17 protein-coding genes and 1 pseudogene are annotated in these 15,595 nt (G+C 64.9%); 8 read left to right on the top strand and 10 right to left on the bottom strand.

Annotated elements, in window-relative coordinates; translation table 11 throughout:
- Window positions 1–79 precede the first annotated feature (79 nt).
- Window positions 80–889, top strand: a pseudogene (locus KI797_RS01645) (SanA/YdcF family protein); the annotation flags it as partial.
- A gap of 75 nt (window positions 890–964) precedes the next feature.
- Here KI797_RS01645 and KI797_RS01640 read toward each other — a convergent pair.
- Together KI797_RS01640 and KI797_RS01635 are read right to left on the bottom strand one after the other, a co-directional pair.
- A complete protein-coding gene (locus KI797_RS01640) occupies window positions 965–1,579 on the bottom strand; it encodes a superoxide dismutase (protein WP_226171165.1) in 615 nt (204 codons plus the stop codon).
- A gap of 23 nt (window positions 1,580–1,602) precedes the next feature.
- Window positions 1,603–2,028 carry a hypothetical protein gene (locus KI797_RS01635; protein WP_226172964.1) on the bottom strand — a complete coding sequence of 142 codons (426 nt, stop codon included), beginning with the start codon at window positions 2,026–2,028 and terminating at the stop codon, window positions 1,603–1,605.
- A 298-nt stretch (window positions 2,029–2,326) separates the two neighbouring features.
- Here KI797_RS01635 and KI797_RS01630 point away from each other — a divergent pair, with 298 nt between their 5' ends.
- On the top strand, window positions 2,327–3,238 hold the full coding sequence (locus KI797_RS01630) for a lipase family alpha/beta hydrolase (RefSeq protein ID WP_043128902.1): 912 nt from the start codon (window positions 2,327–2,329) through the stop codon (window positions 3,236–3,238).
- Window positions 3,235–3,993, top strand: a complete 759-nt coding sequence (locus KI797_RS01625; RefSeq protein WP_226171163.1) for a lipase secretion chaperone — start codon at window positions 3,235–3,237, stop codon at window positions 3,991–3,993. Before KI797_RS01630 ends, KI797_RS01625 begins: the two co-directional genes overlap by 4 nt.
- 36 nt (window positions 3,994–4,029) lie before the next feature.
- Here the strand turns inward: KI797_RS01625 and KI797_RS01620 are convergent, their stop codons facing one another.
- From KI797_RS01620 to sgrR, 3 genes are read right to left on the bottom strand one after another with little or no spacing between them, the layout of a single operon-like run.
- A complete protein-coding gene (locus KI797_RS01620) occupies window positions 4,030–4,731 on the bottom strand; it encodes a hypothetical protein (protein ID WP_005329375.1) in 702 nt (233 codons plus the stop codon).
- Between the two features lie 30 nt (window positions 4,732–4,761).
- On the bottom strand, window positions 4,762–5,157 hold the full coding sequence (locus KI797_RS01615; protein ID WP_005329373.1) for an acyl-CoA thioesterase: 396 nt from the start codon (window positions 5,155–5,157) through the stop codon (window positions 4,762–4,764).
- Window positions 5,158–5,207: 50 nt separating this feature from the next.
- The gene (gene sgrR, locus KI797_RS01610; protein ID WP_226171162.1) at window positions 5,208–6,947 is read right to left on the bottom strand and encodes an HTH-type transcriptional regulator SgrR; all 1,740 of its coding nucleotides are present in this window, start codon (window positions 6,945–6,947) and stop codon (window positions 5,208–5,210) included.
- 100 nt (window positions 6,948–7,047) lie between these two features.
- Between sgrR and KI797_RS01605 the strand changes: the two genes are divergently transcribed.
- The 3 genes from KI797_RS01605 (at window position 7,048) to KI797_RS01595 (ending at window position 9,379) form a co-directional block, all read left to right on the top strand.
- Entirely contained in the window at window positions 7,048–7,224 is a 177-nt protein-coding gene (locus KI797_RS01605; RefSeq protein WP_226171161.1) for a hypothetical protein, read from the top strand.
- A gap of 158 nt (window positions 7,225–7,382) precedes the next feature.
- Complete coding sequence (locus KI797_RS01600) at window positions 7,383–8,651, top strand: O-acetylhomoserine aminocarboxypropyltransferase/cysteine synthase family protein (RefSeq protein WP_226171160.1); 1,269 nt, start codon at window positions 7,383–7,385, stop codon at window positions 8,649–8,651.
- A gap of 101 nt (window positions 8,652–8,752) precedes the next feature.
- Window positions 8,753–9,379: a glutathione S-transferase family protein gene (locus KI797_RS01595; RefSeq protein ID WP_226171158.1), complete on the top strand. Its 627-nt coding sequence runs from the start codon at window positions 8,753–8,755 to the stop codon at window positions 9,377–9,379.
- 77 nt (window positions 9,380–9,456) lie between these two features.
- Here the strand turns inward: KI797_RS01595 and KI797_RS01590 are convergent, their stop codons facing one another.
- Window positions 9,457–10,632 carry an iron-containing alcohol dehydrogenase gene (locus KI797_RS01590; RefSeq protein WP_226171157.1) on the bottom strand — a complete coding sequence of 392 codons (1,176 nt, stop codon included), beginning with the start codon at window positions 10,630–10,632 and terminating at the stop codon, window positions 9,457–9,459.
- A gap of 217 nt (window positions 10,633–10,849) precedes the next feature.
- On the opposite strand from KI797_RS01590, the gene KI797_RS01585 reads away from it, so the two are divergent.
- The gene (locus KI797_RS01585) at window positions 10,850–11,431 is read left to right on the top strand and encodes a hypothetical protein (RefSeq protein WP_041206510.1); all 582 of its coding nucleotides are present in this window, start codon (window positions 10,850–10,852) and stop codon (window positions 11,429–11,431) included.
- A 114-nt stretch (window positions 11,432–11,545) separates the two neighbouring features.
- On the opposite strand, the gene KI797_RS01580 is transcribed toward KI797_RS01585, so the two are convergent.
- From KI797_RS01580 to KI797_RS01565, 4 genes are all read right to left on the bottom strand, one after another.
- Window positions 11,546–11,983, bottom strand: a complete 438-nt coding sequence (locus KI797_RS01580; RefSeq protein WP_161506840.1) for a hypothetical protein — start codon at window positions 11,981–11,983, stop codon at window positions 11,546–11,548.
- Window positions 11,984–12,197: 214 nt separating this feature from the next.
- The gene (locus KI797_RS01575; RefSeq protein ID WP_161506839.1) at window positions 12,198–12,944 is read right to left on the bottom strand and encodes an SDR family oxidoreductase; all 747 of its coding nucleotides are present in this window, start codon (window positions 12,942–12,944) and stop codon (window positions 12,198–12,200) included.
- Window positions 12,945–12,986: 42 nt separating this feature from the next.
- On the bottom strand, window positions 12,987–13,232 hold the full coding sequence (locus KI797_RS01570; protein WP_161506838.1) for a DUF3624 family protein: 246 nt from the start codon (window positions 13,230–13,232) through the stop codon (window positions 12,987–12,989).
- A 241-nt stretch (window positions 13,233–13,473) separates the two neighbouring features.
- Window positions 13,474–13,932: a GNAT family N-acetyltransferase gene (locus KI797_RS01565; protein ID WP_041206513.1), complete on the bottom strand. Its 459-nt coding sequence runs from the start codon at window positions 13,930–13,932 to the stop codon at window positions 13,474–13,476.
- A gap of 186 nt (window positions 13,933–14,118) precedes the next feature.
- On the opposite strand from KI797_RS01565, the gene KI797_RS01560 reads away from it, so the two are divergent.
- Window positions 14,119–15,567 (top strand): RimK family protein, encoded by a 1,449-nt coding sequence (locus KI797_RS01560; RefSeq protein ID WP_226171155.1) that lies wholly within the window; start codon window positions 14,119–14,121, stop codon window positions 15,565–15,567.
- Window positions 15,568–15,595: the final 28 nt, after the last annotated feature.

The raw sequence follows: 15,595 nt of genomic DNA, 5'->3' as shown, positions 1-15,595 counted from the left end.
CGGGCTCTGCGACAGCCTGTGCCCGAGTGACGCCATGGGGGCGCATCAAACCTGACGCGCCACGGCAACTTGTAATAGAATGGCCCCCTGTCATCTCTTACTTCAGATCCGAACCGCACCGCGCATGAAGAAGTTTGCCAAGATCCTGCTCGCCTGCCTCTGCCTGTTGCTGGCCTCCGTTGCCGCACTGCTGGGCTACAGCGAGTGGACCGTGTCGGACGCCCGTCACTACACCTACGACGACGTCGATGCGGTGCCCTACAATCGGGTCGCCCTGGTGCTCGGCACCTCCAAGTATCTGATCGGGGGCAGCCCGAACCACTACTTCAAATACCGCATCAAGGCCGCTGCCGAGCTCTACAACAACGGCAAGGTGGACTACATCCTGGTTTCCGGCGACAACGCCACCGTCCAGTACAACGAACCACGCCAGATGCGGCGCGCCCTGATCCAGGCGGGCATTCCCGCCAGCGCCATCTACAGCGACTACGCGGGCTTCCGCACCCTGGACTCCATAGTCCGCGCCAAGGAGGTGTTCGGTCAGGCCCGCTTCACCGTGGTCTCCCAGGCCTTCCACAACGAGCGCGCCATCTTCATCGCCCACCACTTCGGCATCGAGGCGGTCGGCTTCAATGCCCTGGATCCCAGCGCCTATCAGGGCATCAAGACCCGGGTGCGCGAGGTGTTCGCCCGCCTGATGGGGCTGCTCGATCTCTACGTGCTGGACAAGGGGCCCAAGTTCCTCGGCGAGCCCATCGTCATCGGTGGTCCCATCCCCTGCCAGCCCCTGAGCACGATAGGGGCCAGCCAGCCCTGCCTGCCGATTCCCCCAGTGGCGCCGGTGCAGAAGCCGCTCGACAAGGCAACCAGTGCGACAACGGCCACCGCCCCCTGAACAGACAGAAACAAGAGACCCGCCTGATGGCGGGTCTCTTGTTTATGACGGAAGAAAAAAGGAAAAGGCTCAGGCCAGCGCCTGCCGGTAGCGGCGTGCCACCTCGGCCCAGTCGATCACCTTGTAAAACGCGGCTATGTAGTCGGGACGCTTGTTCTGGTACTTGAGATAGTAGGCGTGCTCCCACACGTCCAGCCCCAAAATGGGCACCAGCCCCTCCATCAGGGGACTGTCCTGGTTGGCGCTGCTCACCACCTGCAGGTGGCCCGCCTTGTCCACCACCAGCCAGGCCCAGCCGCTGCCGAAGCGACTCAGTGCCGCCTGGGTGAAGCTCTGCCTGAAGGCCTCCAGCCCGCCCAGATCCCGCGTGATCCCCTCGGCCAGCTCACCGCCCGGTTCACCGCCCCCTTGCGGGCTCATCACCTGCCAGAACAGGCTGTGGTTGGCATGGCCGCCACCGTGATTGCGCACCGCCCCCTGCACGCTCACCGGCAGTCTGTCGAAACGGGCGAGCAGTTCCTCCACCGGCAGGGCAGCCAGCTCGGGGAGCTCGACCAGGGCAGCATTGAGGTTGGTGATATAGGTCTGGTGGTGACGGCTGTGGTGGATCTCCATGGTCAGCGCGTCTATGTGAGGCTCCAGCGCGTCATAGGCGTAGCCGAGGGCAGGCAGGGTATGGCTCATGTTCGTTCTCTCTCTTGTTGGGCTCAATGCAATCGATGGGCGGGTTCGGTCTGGCACTGACATTGACCGAGACAGCGCAAAATGCCGTCGTGATGACCGTGTTTTTGCTCGAAGGCGAGCAGCTCGGTGCGGGTGCCGCGGCTATGGCGCAGGGCCGCCGCCCGCAGGGGGTCCGGGCTTGCGGGAGACTGGCTGGTGGCGAGCAGGCAGTCGTGGACATGGCACAACATGTCGGCGGCCCTGTCCGGCAGCGTCATGGCCACCAGCAGATCCGCCAGGTTGTGGTGGGCCACCACCAGGGCTGCCACGGCCTCGTCCGCATCCGGCCAGCAGGCGAACTGCTGACGGGCCAGCCACAGGGCCTGCTGGTAATAGTCGAGCGCCCTGGCGTGCTCTCCCGCGTCGAAGTGACGATTGCCGCTCAGGGTCTGCGCCTTCCAGTGCGCCATGCTGCTCTCCCCGTCGGTGGTACCGACCCATCCCTTCACCCAGGTTCCCGTCATGACTCAGACACTCAAATGATAATAATTATTATTTAACTTATTTGATGGGCGGACACAAGGAATAGTTGGCGCAGCCTTTTTTTGCCCATATGGGTAGGGTTTTTCTGCAATCCCCGGTTTAGTGATCCCCTCCACAGATACATATGAGTTCAGCTACCATGCTGCTACTGGCATGAGGCCGGTGGCTGCCCCGGTGACGATCGACGATCAGAGTGCAGCCGGTTTTTTCACAAGGATGGTGAAGATGAAAAGATGGCTATTGGTGCTGTTGTGCGCCCTGCCCATGCTGGGCCAGGGCGCCGGTTATACCCAGACCCGCTACCCCATAGTGCTGGTGCACGGGTTGTTCGGCTTCGACAAGCTGCTCGGGGTCGATTACTTCTACGGTATCCCCCAGGCGCTGACCCGGGATGGCGCCCGCGTCTATGTGGCGCAGGTTTCCGCCACCCAGAGTTCGGAGCTGCGCGGCGAACAGTTGCTCAAACAGGTGCAGCAGGTGCTCGCCATCACAGGGGCGGAGAAGGTGAACCTCATCGGTCACTCCCACGGTGGTCCCACCATTCGCTATGTGGCCTCGGTCGCCCCCGAGCTGGTCGCCTCCGCCACCAGCGTGGGGGGCGTCAACCAGGGTTCGGAAATTGCCGATCTGGTACGCGCCAGGGTGGAACCGGGATCGCCAGCCGAGCAACTGGCGGTGGCCGCCGCCTCGGCGCTCTCCGGGATCATCTCGCTGCTCTCCGGCGGCAGCGACCTGCCCCAGGATCCCCTCGCCTCCCTCGATGCCCTGACCAGCTCGGGTGCCCAGCGTTTCAACCAGCGCTATCCGGAAGGGCTTCCCAGCCAGCATTGTGGCGAGGGGCCGCTGCGCGCCGCCAACGGCGTCTACTACTTCTCCTGGAGCGGGCGCGGCAACATGACCAACATCCTGGATCCGGTGGATCCGGCGCTGGCCCTGACCGGCACCTTCTTCCGCGAGCCCAATGACGGCCTGGTCGGGGTCTGCAGCAGCCACCTCGGCAAGGTGATCGGCACCGGCTACCGGATGAACCACCTGGACGAAGTGAACCAGTCGTTTGGCATCCATCACCTGTTCGACACCGACCCCGTGACCCTGTACCGCCAGCACGCCAACCGCCTGCAGGGATTGGGGCTATGAACAGGGGCGTGCTGATACTGGCACTGCTGTGCCCGACCCTGCTGCTTGGAGTGCTGGCGCTCTGCCCGAGTGCGGAGCCACCCTTGGATGCCACCCCCGAGCAGGGAGCCCTGCGCCACCAGCTGGCCCAGCGCCTGGAGCGAGGCGAGACAGACGAAGAGGACCCGCTGCTGAGTCGCTATCAGGGCTTCCTGGCGGCGGAGTCCAGCCTGACGGTGCCGACGGATCCCGGCCTCGCCAGCCTGCAACAGCTGTTTGACAAGCGCGAACAGTTGCGCCAGCAGAGCTTCACCCCTGCCGAGCAGGAGCAGCTGTTTGCCGAAGATCGGCTGATGGAGCAGTGGACCCTGAGGCGCAAGGCACTGGCGGAGGCCAACGACGCCGACAGGGACGCACTCGGTGAGGAGCTCGCTCTCTGGCTGACGGAGCAGCCCCAGTGGTTTCGGGAGGCCGAGGCCAATGGCCGCCTGCTCGGCGATCTGCAGCGCCTGGAGCAGATCTCCCCCGCCGAGCGGGACGCCGTGCTGCTGGAGCAACTGGGACCGGAGGCGGTGGATCGGCTGCACCAGCTGGCGCAGAGCCAGCAAGGGTTCGAGCAGCAGTTGGCGGGTTATCTGGCGGAACTCGAGCCACTGCGCCCCCGGGATCGTGCCGAACAGCAACGGACGATCCTGGCGCGCTGGTTCGATCCCGGACAGTGGCGGCGGGTAGAGGCTCTCACCCGGATAAGGCTGGGGGAGCCAGCATCCGAATGAGAAGGGGCCCGCAATGGGCCCCTCTTGCTGGTTCTTTTATTGCGGCTTGTTGGCGCCCGGCAGCGGCTGCCAGGTGAGGCGAGTCACCTGGGTACCCCGCACCTCGCAGGTGAGGCAAAGATCCTGCCACCCCTTCTCCTGGCGCAGAGAGACCTCTCCCTTCATGCCCTGCTCGCTCGTCTTGAGTTTCGCCTGCTCGGCGATCACCTTGTCGCCCTTGGCGAGCGCCATCAGCTTGTCGTTGCAGAGCCACCGGGCCAGATCCGCCCCCTTCGGTTTGGCGCCTCCTTCGCTGGCCTTCTGCTCCGCCTGGCTCGGCACGAACAGCGCGCTCAGTTCAGCTGCCCGCCGAGTGAGCCAGGCTTCGCGCTGCTGCATACTCATCTTGCTGACGAACTCTGCCGGCTGGCCCTTGTCATCGAGCCAGCGGGTCAGCTTGCCCTGGTCATCGAAGGCGAACTGGGCCGCGGGCTCCTTCACCCCGAACAGCTTGCCTCCCTTGAAGTAGTAACGGCTCTCCCCCTCCTGCTTGCCCTGCTCGTTCAGGATGGGCACGGCGATAATGACGGGGGCGCCGTCGATCCAGGCCTTGATATCTACCCCGTCATGACTGAACTGGCGGGTATCGAGGGCACTCTGTGCCCCCTTCTCCATCAGGGCGAACTGCTCGGCCAGGGTGGTGGCGAGCGAAGGCAAGGAACAGAGTCCCAGGGTCAGAGCGATCAGGGTATTGCGCATAAGTGTCCTGTGATGGGCCCGAAGGCCGGGTTAACTCTCTACCAGCCAGGTCCTCAGTCCCTCCCGGTGAGCGTCGCTCAGGGGACGGGATTGACGAGTCTGGTAGTCAAAATGGATCAGGGTCGTCTCGGCGGTCACCGCCAGCTCGCCGCCCTGCCAGGCTTCCTGCCAGAGCGTGAAGGAGCTGGTGCCGATGCGCCGTACCCCCGTCTTGATCAATACCTGCTGGCCATAGAACAGTTCCCGTTTGAACTGCACCGCATAACCCGCGATGATCAGATGCCAGTTGTGCACATCCAGCTCGGGAGAGAAGAGGCGAAACAGGGGATCACGGGCCGATTCAAACCAGACCGCCGGTACCGTGTTGTTGATATGGCCGAGGGCGTCCGTCTCTTGAAAACGGGGTTGGATCTGCATTTCCAGCATGGATATCGACTCCTTGTCGTGGGACCGCGCACAGGCTAGCGCGCCAACCCTCATGACTCAAGCGTCCCGGCATCCGGGTGGGAGCCGTCTCCGGTTTCCGCTGCCGCCATCCCCTGTTCGGGTCTGAGCCAGGCGCTGCGAAAATCGAACCAGCCGAGGGCCGTCATGCGCACCCCGTGCACGCCGACCCGGCTCTCCAGCTCCAGCCAGTGGTGAAACAACGGCACGAACCAGCCCTGGCGCTGCACCTCGGCCAGCAAGGGCCGCGGGCCGGGCTCGGCGCCGCTGGCGCGCCACTGCGTCAATCCCTGCCACAAACGCTGCTGGCCGCCCCACACCTTGCGCAGCAAGGGGGTGCCCTGGAGCCAGGCATAGGGGGCGAAGGCGTGCTCATGCTCCAGGTTCAAGGTGCCGAGCCAGAGATCCACGTCCTCATCCTCCCCACTCACCCAGCGGCCGTAATCGAGGGTGCGCACCTCGAGCCGGATCCCCTGCTCCCCGAGCAGGCTGGCCATGGCGCCGGCACACTCCTCAAACTCCAGGTGCTGGTTGAAGCAGGCCAGCACCAGCCGGGTCGGCAACTGTGCCGGCCTTGGCTCCTCGGCGGGCAGTGTCTCGCGCCAGTGGGGCAGCAGGCCGAGGGCACTGGTCCAGCCCCGTTGCAGCTCGGGGGCGACCCGTCCCATCAGGGCGATGGGGTTCAGCAGCCGGGTCAGCCACTGGCGCAGAGCGGGATCCTGCAGCGGGGGGGATCTGTCGTCCTGCAGCAGGAAGTAGCAGCCCGATTCCAGCTCCGACTCGCCGCGCATGGTGCCGAGCTCGGGGCTGTCGCGCCCCAGCTGCAGGTGGCTCTCCAGCCGCTCCGCCAGCTCCGGCAGCATCCAGATGTCGATCTCGTCGAGCAGAGCCCGCAGGCCGAAGTAGTCGTCGAAGGCCTCGAGGCACAGTTGCAGGGGATCGTTGGCCACCACCTTGTAGGGGCCGGTGCCGACCGGCTGCAGGGCAAAACCCGCCTCTTCCTTGAGCTCGCGCGGCAGGATCGCCGCCACCGGCTCCGCCAGCAGATGGAGCAGCAGGGGATCCGGACTGTCGAGATACATATCCAGGGTGCGCGGCCAGGGGCTCTCCAGCCGTGCCAGATGGGCGAACAGCGGGCGCTCGCGCAAGGCATGCAGGCTCTCCATCACATCTTCCACCCCCAGCTCGCGGCCATGGTGAAAACGCACCGCCGGCCTCAGATAGAAGCGCCAGTGACAGGGGCCGAGGCACTCCCAGTGGTGAGCCAGATCCCCCTCGATTTCCCCATTTTCCTCATTTCGCCGGGTCAGTCCGTTGAAGATCTGCCGACTCAGGTGAATTTCGGAGCGGCGCAGGGGATCCGTGGGCAACAGCTGGGGCAGCGGACGATAGTAGGGCACCCGCAGGATCTGGCGCCCCTCCCGGGTGGCCTGGCCGAGCTGCTCGATGAGCAGCGGGGTGAGCAAATCCAGCCGCCCCTCCGCCAGCCGCACCGCCTGGGTGAGCTGCCCCTGACTCAGCAGATTCCGCAGCCGGCGACGAGTCAGGCTCTCCTGATTGTCCAGCAGGATGAGCCGGGAACGTCGTCCCCTGCCCGCCTCGGCCGACCAGCTGAGCCAGCCCTGATCCTGCATGCGACGCAGCAGCAGGCGGGCGTTGCGCGGGGTGCAACAGAGCAGATCCGCCACCTCGGCGAGGCTGATCTCCCGCTCATCGCAGCCAAGCTGCTGGGCGAGCCGTTGAAATTGCTGGTAGAGGCGGCTGCTGGGCATAAAAGAGGAAATCCTTTTGATGAAGTTTGTCAGTTTTTACTTCCTCATTTTAGCTCAATACTGTTGGCGAACGTGAACACCACAGCACAGGAGCACCATCATGAGCCAGACCACCCCCCATGCACCGAACCGGATCCAGCAGATCCTGCGCCGCTACTTCCGCCGGATCCTGCCTCGCACACTGACCCTGATCGAGGATCCCATGCATCAGCTCAACCGCCTGATGCAGTGGGACATGCACCAGATAGACGACAGGGAATATCGTCGCCGCCTCTGAATGGGCCAGGACTCAGGACGGGAAAGGGCGCAGCAGGATCACAACCCCACTGGCATTGCTTTGCCGGATTGGGTGGTTTACATCGGCGCAGGGCCTGCTAGATTGGACGTCTATCCATCTATAACTGCTACCCAGCAACATCCAACAAGGAGTGTGTGATGAAAGATGCGACCCTGGCCCTGCACCACGGCTTTTCCAGCGACCCCACCACCAAGGCGGTGGCCGTGCCCATCTACCAGACGGTGGCCTACGAGTTCGACAGCGCCCAGCACGGGGCGGATCTGTTCAACCTGGCGGTGCCAGGCAACATCTACACCCGCATCATGAACCCCACCAACGATGTGCTGGAGCAACGGATGGCCGCCCTGGAGGGAGGCATAGCCGGGCTGGTGGTCTCGGCGGGTTCCGCCGCCATCACCTACGCCATTCAGGCGCTGACCGCCGCCGGCGACAACATCGTCTCCACCCCCCAGCTCTATGGCGGCACCTACACCCTGTTCGCCCACATGCTGCCGAGTTTCGGGGTCGAGGTGCGCTTTGCCAAGGATGACAGCGCCGAGGCCATCGCCGCACTCATCGACGACAGGACCAAGGCGGTCTATTGCGAGAGCATCGGCAACCCGGCGGGCAACATCGTCGATCTGGCGGCTTTCGCCAAGGTGGCCCACGCCCGTGGCGTGCCGCTCATCGTCGACAACACGGTCGCCACCCCTGTGCTGTGCAAACCCATAGAGCACGGCGCCGACATAGTGGTACACAGCCTCACCAAGTACGTGGGCGGCCATGGCAACTCCCTGGGGGGCGTCATCGTCGACTCGGGCAAGTTCCCCTGGGCGGATCACGCCGAGCGCTTCCCCCAGCTCACCCAGCCGGAGCCCTCCTATCACGGAGTGGTCTATACGGACGCCTTTGGCCCGGCCGCCTTCATCGGCCGGGTGCGCACCGTGCCCCTGCGCAACACGGGGGCGGCGCTGGCGCCCATGAACGCCTTCCTGCTGCTGCAGGGGCTGGAGACCCTGAGCCTGCGCATGGAGCGCCACGTGGACAACGCCCTGCGGGTGGCCCACCACCTCAAGCATCACCCCAAGGTGGCCTGGGTCAGCTATGCCGGTCTGCCGGGTCACCCCCACTATCCGCTGGCGGAGAAGTACATGGGCGGCCGTCCCTCGGCCATCCTCTCCTTCGGTCTGAAGGAAGGGTATGAGGCGGGGGTACGCTTCTACGATGCGCTCAAGATCTTCAAGCGGCTGGTCAACATCGGCGATGCCAAGTCGCTGGCCTGCCACCCCGCCTCCACCACTCACCGCCAACTGAGCGAAGCCGAGCAGGCCAAGGCCGGGGTCAAGCCGGAGATGATCCGGCTGTCGGTGGGGATCGAGGCCATCGAAGACATACTGGCGGATCTGGATCAGGCGCTGGAAGCCTGAGTCAGCACAGAGCGGGCATTAGCCCGCTCTTTTTTGTCTCCTGGTGAACCACTCACCGCGCCAGCACGTATCAGCCGTTTCCGCTCCCCATCGAGGTTCCCATGATAGTTCTGCACCATCTGAACAAGTCCCGCTCCCAACGCATCATCTGGCTGCTCGAGGAGCTGGGCCTGCCCTACGAGCTCAAGGCCTACCAGCGCGACGCCACCACCTTCCTCGCGCCCCCCGAGCTCAAGGCCATTCACCCCCTCGGCAAGTCACCCGTCATCGAGTTCGACGGCCGCGTGCTGGCCGAATCCGGTGCCATCACCGAATACCTGATCGCCCGCCATGCGGCCGAGCGGCTGGCGCCGGCCCCCGATAGCCCCGACTATCCCGAATACCTGCAGTGGATCCACTTCGCCGAGAGCTCCGGCATCCTGCCGCTGCTGCTGGACATGTTCGTGCGAAAAGATGGCAGCCCGATGCGCTTCCTGCCGGACTACGCCAAGGCGGAGTGCGCCAAGGTGCTGGGCTATCTCAACGAGGTGCTGGCAAGCCGCCGCTATCTGGTGGGGGAGCGCCTCTCCGGCGCCGACATCATGAACTCCTTCCTGGTGGATCTGCTGGCCCAGGGCGGCCAGCTGGCGCAGTTCCCGCACCTTGAGGCCTACTGGCAGTTGCTCAATACCCATCCGGCCCGCCAGAAGGCGGCAGCCCTGGAGTGCGAGCTGGACAAGATCGCCTGATCCTCTCCCGCCCCACCCCGGAATGCAAAACGCCCCGACAATCGGGGCGTTTTCTTTTCAGCTCGGGAGCCAGATGATCAGAGCGCGTGGGACAGGATCCTGGCTACCTTGTCGGGATCGATATCCTGCTGCTCCCCGAGGGCGGTCAGGCCAAAGCGTTTGAGGTTGGAGCAGATAGCCGGGATGCAGCTCTCTGTCAGACCGTAGTCGGCGAGGCGGGTGCCCACCCCCATCTGCTGGAAGAACTGCTCGGTGCGAATGATGGCCTCCTCGATGCGCAGCGCCCTGTCCTCGCGGCCGGAGTGCCACACCCGTTCGGCGAACTGGGCCAACTTCTCCTGCTTCTGGGCCGATTGCTCCCGCAGTAATGAAGGCAGCACCACCGCCAGGCTCTGGGCATGATCCAGCCCGTGCAGGGCGGTGAGCTGATGACCGATGGCATGGGTGGACCAGTCCTGGGGCACACCGCGCCCGATGAGGCCGTTAAGGGCCAAGCTGGCGGCCCACATCAGGTTGGCGCGCACCTGGTAGTTGGTGGGCTCCGTCAGCGCCCGTGGGCCGTTGTCCACCAGCACCTGCAGCAAGCCCTCCGCCAACCTGTCCTGCACCTCGCCCCCCACCGGGAAGGTGAGGTACTGCTCCAGGATGTGGACGAAGGCATCCACCACGCCGTTGCCCACCTGGCGCGGTGGCAGGCTGTAGGTGGTGGTGGGATCCAGCACCGCAAACCGGGGCAGCACCAACGGGTTGTAGAAGGAGAGCTTGGCCTCCCCCCGGCTCACCACGGCGGCCGGATTGCTCTCGGATCCAGTGGCTGGCAGGGTCAGCACGCAGCCGAGCGGCAAGGCCGCCTTGACCGGTGCCTTGTCCAGCAGGATCTCCCAGGGATCCTCGCCCTCGAAGCAGGCCGCCGCGGCCACGAACTTGGTGCCATCCACCACGGACCCGCCGCCCACCGCCAGCAGGAAGTCGATGCGCTCGCGCTTGACCAGAGCCACCGCCTCCATCAACTGATCGTACTGAGGGTTGGCACCTATGCCGGGAAACTCCAGCCACTCCCTGCCCGCCAGCGCCTGGGTCAGCTGCTCATAGACACCGTTCTGCTTGATGCTGCCGCCGCCGTAGAGTACCAGCAGGCGGCTGCCTGCAGGGACAAGCTCCGGCAATGTGGCGATCTGGCCCTCCCCGAAACAGATGCGAGTGGGATTGGCATATTGGAAGTTGTACACGGCAGAGCCCTCGGTTGAATGCATGCAGGGGGATTGTGCGCCAGCCGGCCCATCGGGTCAAAAAACGGGAGCAAGCCATCAAAATGGTGATCCGCCTCCTTTGGCATGATGGTACTCAGGTGTGACTTTGCTATGGTGTCACTGGAGAAGGGGTCACTCCCCTGCTCCATCATGGCGCCGCGCCATGTCGTCATCCTGACGCCTCTCACGGGGTTCTGTTTTCCAGCCATAGGGTCTAATCATGAAACTGAAGCACGCATGGATCGCAGGAGTGCTCACTCTCTGTGTCAATCCCCTGATACAGGCCGCCGAGGTCACCACCAATGTGGCCGTCACCCCGGGCCAGGCCAGCCTGGCCGAAGAGGTGAAAGCCGAGGCGACCGTTACCGCCATCGATCTCGCGACCCGCAAGGTCAGCCTGAAGAATGCCGAAGGCAAGACCTTCGATCTGGTTGCCGGGGAAGAGGTGACCAACCTCCAGAATCTCAAGGTGGGGGACGTGGTGGCGCTGCGCTACCTGCAACTGCTGGATCTCGAGCTGCTCAAGGGCACCGCCGGGGTGAGAAAACGGGTGGTGGAAGTAGACGGGAGCAAGGCGGCCGCCGGTGAGCAACCGGGCGCCGGGGCCGGCATGCAGGTGACCATCTATGCCGACGTCATCGACGTCGACAAGGCGCAGCAGACCATCAGGGTCAAGGGCGTGGACAATACCCTCACCCTCAAGGTGAAGGATCCGGCCCAGTTCGCCCTGATCGCCAAGGGGGATCAGATCAAGGCGGTCCAGACCACGGCAATCGCCATAGGGATAGTGCCAAAGCCCTGAGGCACGCCCTCTACGGCAGGGAGGGCACTGGCGCTCCCTGCTTCATCCTTCCCCGGCATCCGGGGCAAAACCTTGCCCGGCTGGCACCAAAGATTGCCGTTCGAGTCATTGGTCTCAGACCTGGGCGCTCTGCCCGCTCGACGACTTGCCGGTGAGCCTGTCCATGGCCGCCTTGAGCATGGCATCACGCTGCTCGGTCAGGGCCCGGGTCTGGGTCTCCCGCTCTTCGGCCGAGAGCGTCTTGTCGTCGGCCACCCCCTTGATCTGGCTCTCGAGATCGTCAAATTTTTTGCGATCGAAGCCGAGTGCCTTGTCCACCAACTGCTGCACCACCGTATTGCTGGCGCTCCCGGCCAGGGAGGCGCTCTTGCCGCTTCTGGCCAGATGCTCGTAAGTCAGTACCTGTTGCGCCTTGCCGGTCAGCACCTGGCTGGAGAGGCTGACCTGCTGATCCCAGCTCCCCTGCTGGCTGTCGTCGCCACCCAGGGTAGCCAGGGCACGGCTGTGGGACGCACTCTGGGCGAGTTGTTGACCATAGGGTTTGATATCCATGAAGGCTCCACGCTGCTGCCGGCCGAGCCGGCGTCCGGGGAGACACTCCCCGCCAATCACCATGACTCAGCAAGTTGCAGGCCAACTTGACCACTCGCTGGCAGCGATCTGGGATAGAGGGTGGATGACGCCAGACGGGGGCGGCGGGCAGGATAGAAAACAGAGCGAGAAGAGGCACCCAGGGGTGCCTCTTCTCGTCCCGGCAAGACGGGGTTCAGCGACGACTGATATGGAGCGGGCCGAAGGTCTGGGCCACCGGCATGATCTCGATGCTGTTGATGTTGACGTGGGCGGGCTGCTGACTGACCCAGAGCACGGTATTGGCGATGTCCTCCGGCTGGATGGCCTGCACCCCCTGATAGACGGTGGCCGCCTTGGCGTCGTCACCGTGGAAGCGCACGTTGGAGAACTCGGTGCCACCGCACAGACCCGGCTCCACGTTGGTGACGCGGATGGCGGTGCCCGCCAGATCGGCGCGCAGATTCAGGCTGAACTGCTTCACGAACGCCTTGGTGGCGCCGTAGACGTTGCCACCCGGGTAAGGGTAAGTGCCAGCGATAGAGCCGATGTTGATCACGTGGCCGCGATTGCGCGCCACCATGCCCGGCAGCAGCAGGCGGGTGAGCAGGGTCAGGCCACTGATATTGGTGGCTATCATCTGCTCCCAGTCTTCGAGATCCGCCTTGTGGGCGGGCTCCAGCCCCAGCGCCAGCCCTGCGTTGTTGACCAGCAGATCCACCTGTTGCCAGGCGGCCGGCAGCCCCTCGATGGCGGCGCGGGTGGCGACCTTGTCCTGCACGTCGAACACCAGCGGCAGGAACTGTTCACCCAGCTCGTCGGCCAGGGCGGCCAGCCGTTCGGCGCGGCGACCGGTGCCTATCACCCTGTAACCAGCCTGCACCAGCAGACGGCTGATGGCCTCACCAAACCCGGACGAGGCGCCCGTTACCATTGCGATCATCTGAACCTCCATTGTGATTTATCTTGTTGAAACAAAAAGAATTCATTCATCATCCAGCTCGCGGCCCGTCGCTTTTCGCCAGATAAACACCGCCAGATGCAGCAGCAACAGGCCACTGCCCCCTAGGGCAAACAGCAGGCCGGTGAGGGCGTTGACCGAGGTGTCGGCGCCACACCACCACCAGACCAGCCAGCCCACCAAGCCGATGACGAGCGTCTGGATGGCGCAGAGCGGGCAGCGCCCCAGCCTGGCCCTGATGGCGGTGGCAAGACAGTCGTCACAGCCCATGGCGTCCCCTCGATGTCGCGGCAGCGCGGCTCATGCTGACCCAGAAGGCGGTTGCCAGGCAGTCATCACAGCCCATGGCGGCCCCTCGATGTCGCGGCAGCGCGGCTCATGCTGACCCCGAAGGCGTTGGCAAGACAGTCGTCACAGCTCATGGCTGCCCCTCGATGTCGAGGCAACGCGGCTCATGCTGACCCTGATGGCGGTGGCGAGGCAGTTGTCGCAGCTCATCCTCTCTCCTCTCTCAAGCCTGCTTCAGCGCCAGCACCAGCCGGTGGGCGTGCTGGCCCGGGCCGTAGTAGTCCGGCAACCTGAGCCTGGGGCGAAACCCCAGCCCATGGTAGAGGGTCTGGGCCTCCGGGTTGGCATCGGCGACCTCGAGCCGGATAGCCCCCCAGCCCGCTTCCCGGCCCTCCCGGATCACCTGCTCCAGCAGGCGCCGGGCCCAACCCTGGCGGCGCACCGTCCAGCGAATGGCGAGGGTCTGGATGATGAGCCTGTTCCAGCCCCTGTGCTCCAGCACGCTGAGGTAGCCCATCAGTTGCGCCTTTTCATCCAGCAGCAGCAGGGTGCGCCCCCTGGCATGGCTGAGCAGGTAGTGCCAGCGGCTGCGGCCGAAGGCGACCTCGGGGGGAAAACAGTAGCGTTCCAGCTTCACGATGGCGCCCAAATCATCGGTTCGGGCCGCGCGCACGGTCAACACGGGGAGTCCTTGTTCGGTTATTTATCCTCAGCACCAGAAATGCGACTTGTATCACAAGTTACCAAGGCAGAATATTAGGCACTGTAACCTCTTGTTTCCCCTCGCGCCATTGTCGTGCTTGTCGGTGCATCGAAGCCCACTGGGGATCCTGCCTTTTCAGGCAGTCCTTTCTGTGGAGCCGAAAATATGAGTACCTATGTCATCGTCGACGAGCCGGGCGACTGGCCCTGCCGTGCCGATTATCTGCTGACCGCCCGCACCTATCTGCAACACGGCGTGCCCACCACCGGCGGCCGTCCCCGCATCATCAATCTCTGCCGCAGCCTGGAGCACCTGAGTGCGGGCTATTACTGTTCCCTGCTGGCCCAGGCCCGCAGCCACCACTGCCTGCCGGGACTGCAGGCCATCAGCCGGCAGCAACCCCAGCAGCCACCGGCCAAGCTGTGGCGCAAGCTGCAGGGCTGGCTGGCCCGCCAAAGCGAGGACAGGATCCGGGTACGCGCCATCTTCGGTCAGTGCGAACAGAGCGAGCTGGCGGGGCTGTCCCGCTACTACTACGGCCTGAACCAGCTGCCGCTGCAGGAGCTGACGCTGAAACGAGGCCGTCACGGCTGGTCGGTGCGCCAGCAGCAGAGCCTCTCCCCCCTGGTGCTGAGCCCGCGAGAGCGGGAGCTGATGCTGCAGCACGCCCAGGCCCTGGTCGGTACAGGGGACGAGGAGCAGACGGCGCCGCTCTATCAGCTCGCCATCCTGATGGATCAGAACGATGGCCGGGCCAGCAGCGATGCCCTGGCGATCGAGCGCTTTATCCAGACCGCCGCCGCCCAGGGGATCCAGGCCGAGATACTGGCGCCCTCCGCCATCGAGCGGCTGCCGGAGTTTGACACCCTCTGGCTGCGGGCCGAGACCGCGGTGGGCCACTACACCTTCGAGTTCGCCCGCCGTGCCGAGCAGCTCAAGATGCCGGTGATCGACAGTTCCCGCGCCATCCTCGCCTGCAGCAACAAGCTCTACCTCTACGAGCTGATGGTGCGCAGCGGCGTGCCCATGCCGCCCACCATGGTGGTGACCCGCCGTGGCCGCCACCAGGTGGACGAGCTGGTGCAGCGCCTCGGTCTGCCGCTGATGGTGAAGGTGCCCGACGGTGCCCAGGGCCGTGATCTCGCCATGGCCAGCGACGAGACCCAGCTCGCCCGCCTGCTGGACGAGGGGCTGGGCCGCTCCGCCCTGCTGCTGGTGCAGAGCCGGATCCCCGCCGAGTTCGACTGGCGCATCGGCTTTCTCGACGGCTCGCCGCTGTTCGCCTGCCGCCGCTACCGGCCGGAGCCCGGCAACCGCATCCGCCGCCGCAAGCACCCCCTCGACATGAGCCGGATCGAGGCGCTGCCGCTCACCGAAGTGCCGGAACGGGTGTTGCAGACCGCCCGCCGTGCCGTGCACCAGCTCGGCAACGGCCTGTTCGGGGTGGATCTGCGCCAGCAGGGCCAGGGCTGCGTGCTGCTGGAAATCATCGACAACCCCTGGATCCGTGGCGACATCGAAGACAGAGAGGCCAGGGATCTCTATGAACGCCTGGCCAGGGCCTTCCGGCAACGGCTGGAGAACCGGGGGCAGAGCACCCCTGACCGACCATAAACAAAGAGGGCCCCGTGCAGGGGCCCTC

This window comes from Aeromonas media (genome assembly GCF_020423125.1).
GTDB classification, from domain to species: Bacteria; Pseudomonadota; Gammaproteobacteria; order Enterobacterales; family Aeromonadaceae; genus Aeromonas; species Aeromonas media.
Note: the sequence above shows the minus strand (reverse complement) of the source record. Positions and strands in the feature narration are given on the sequence as shown.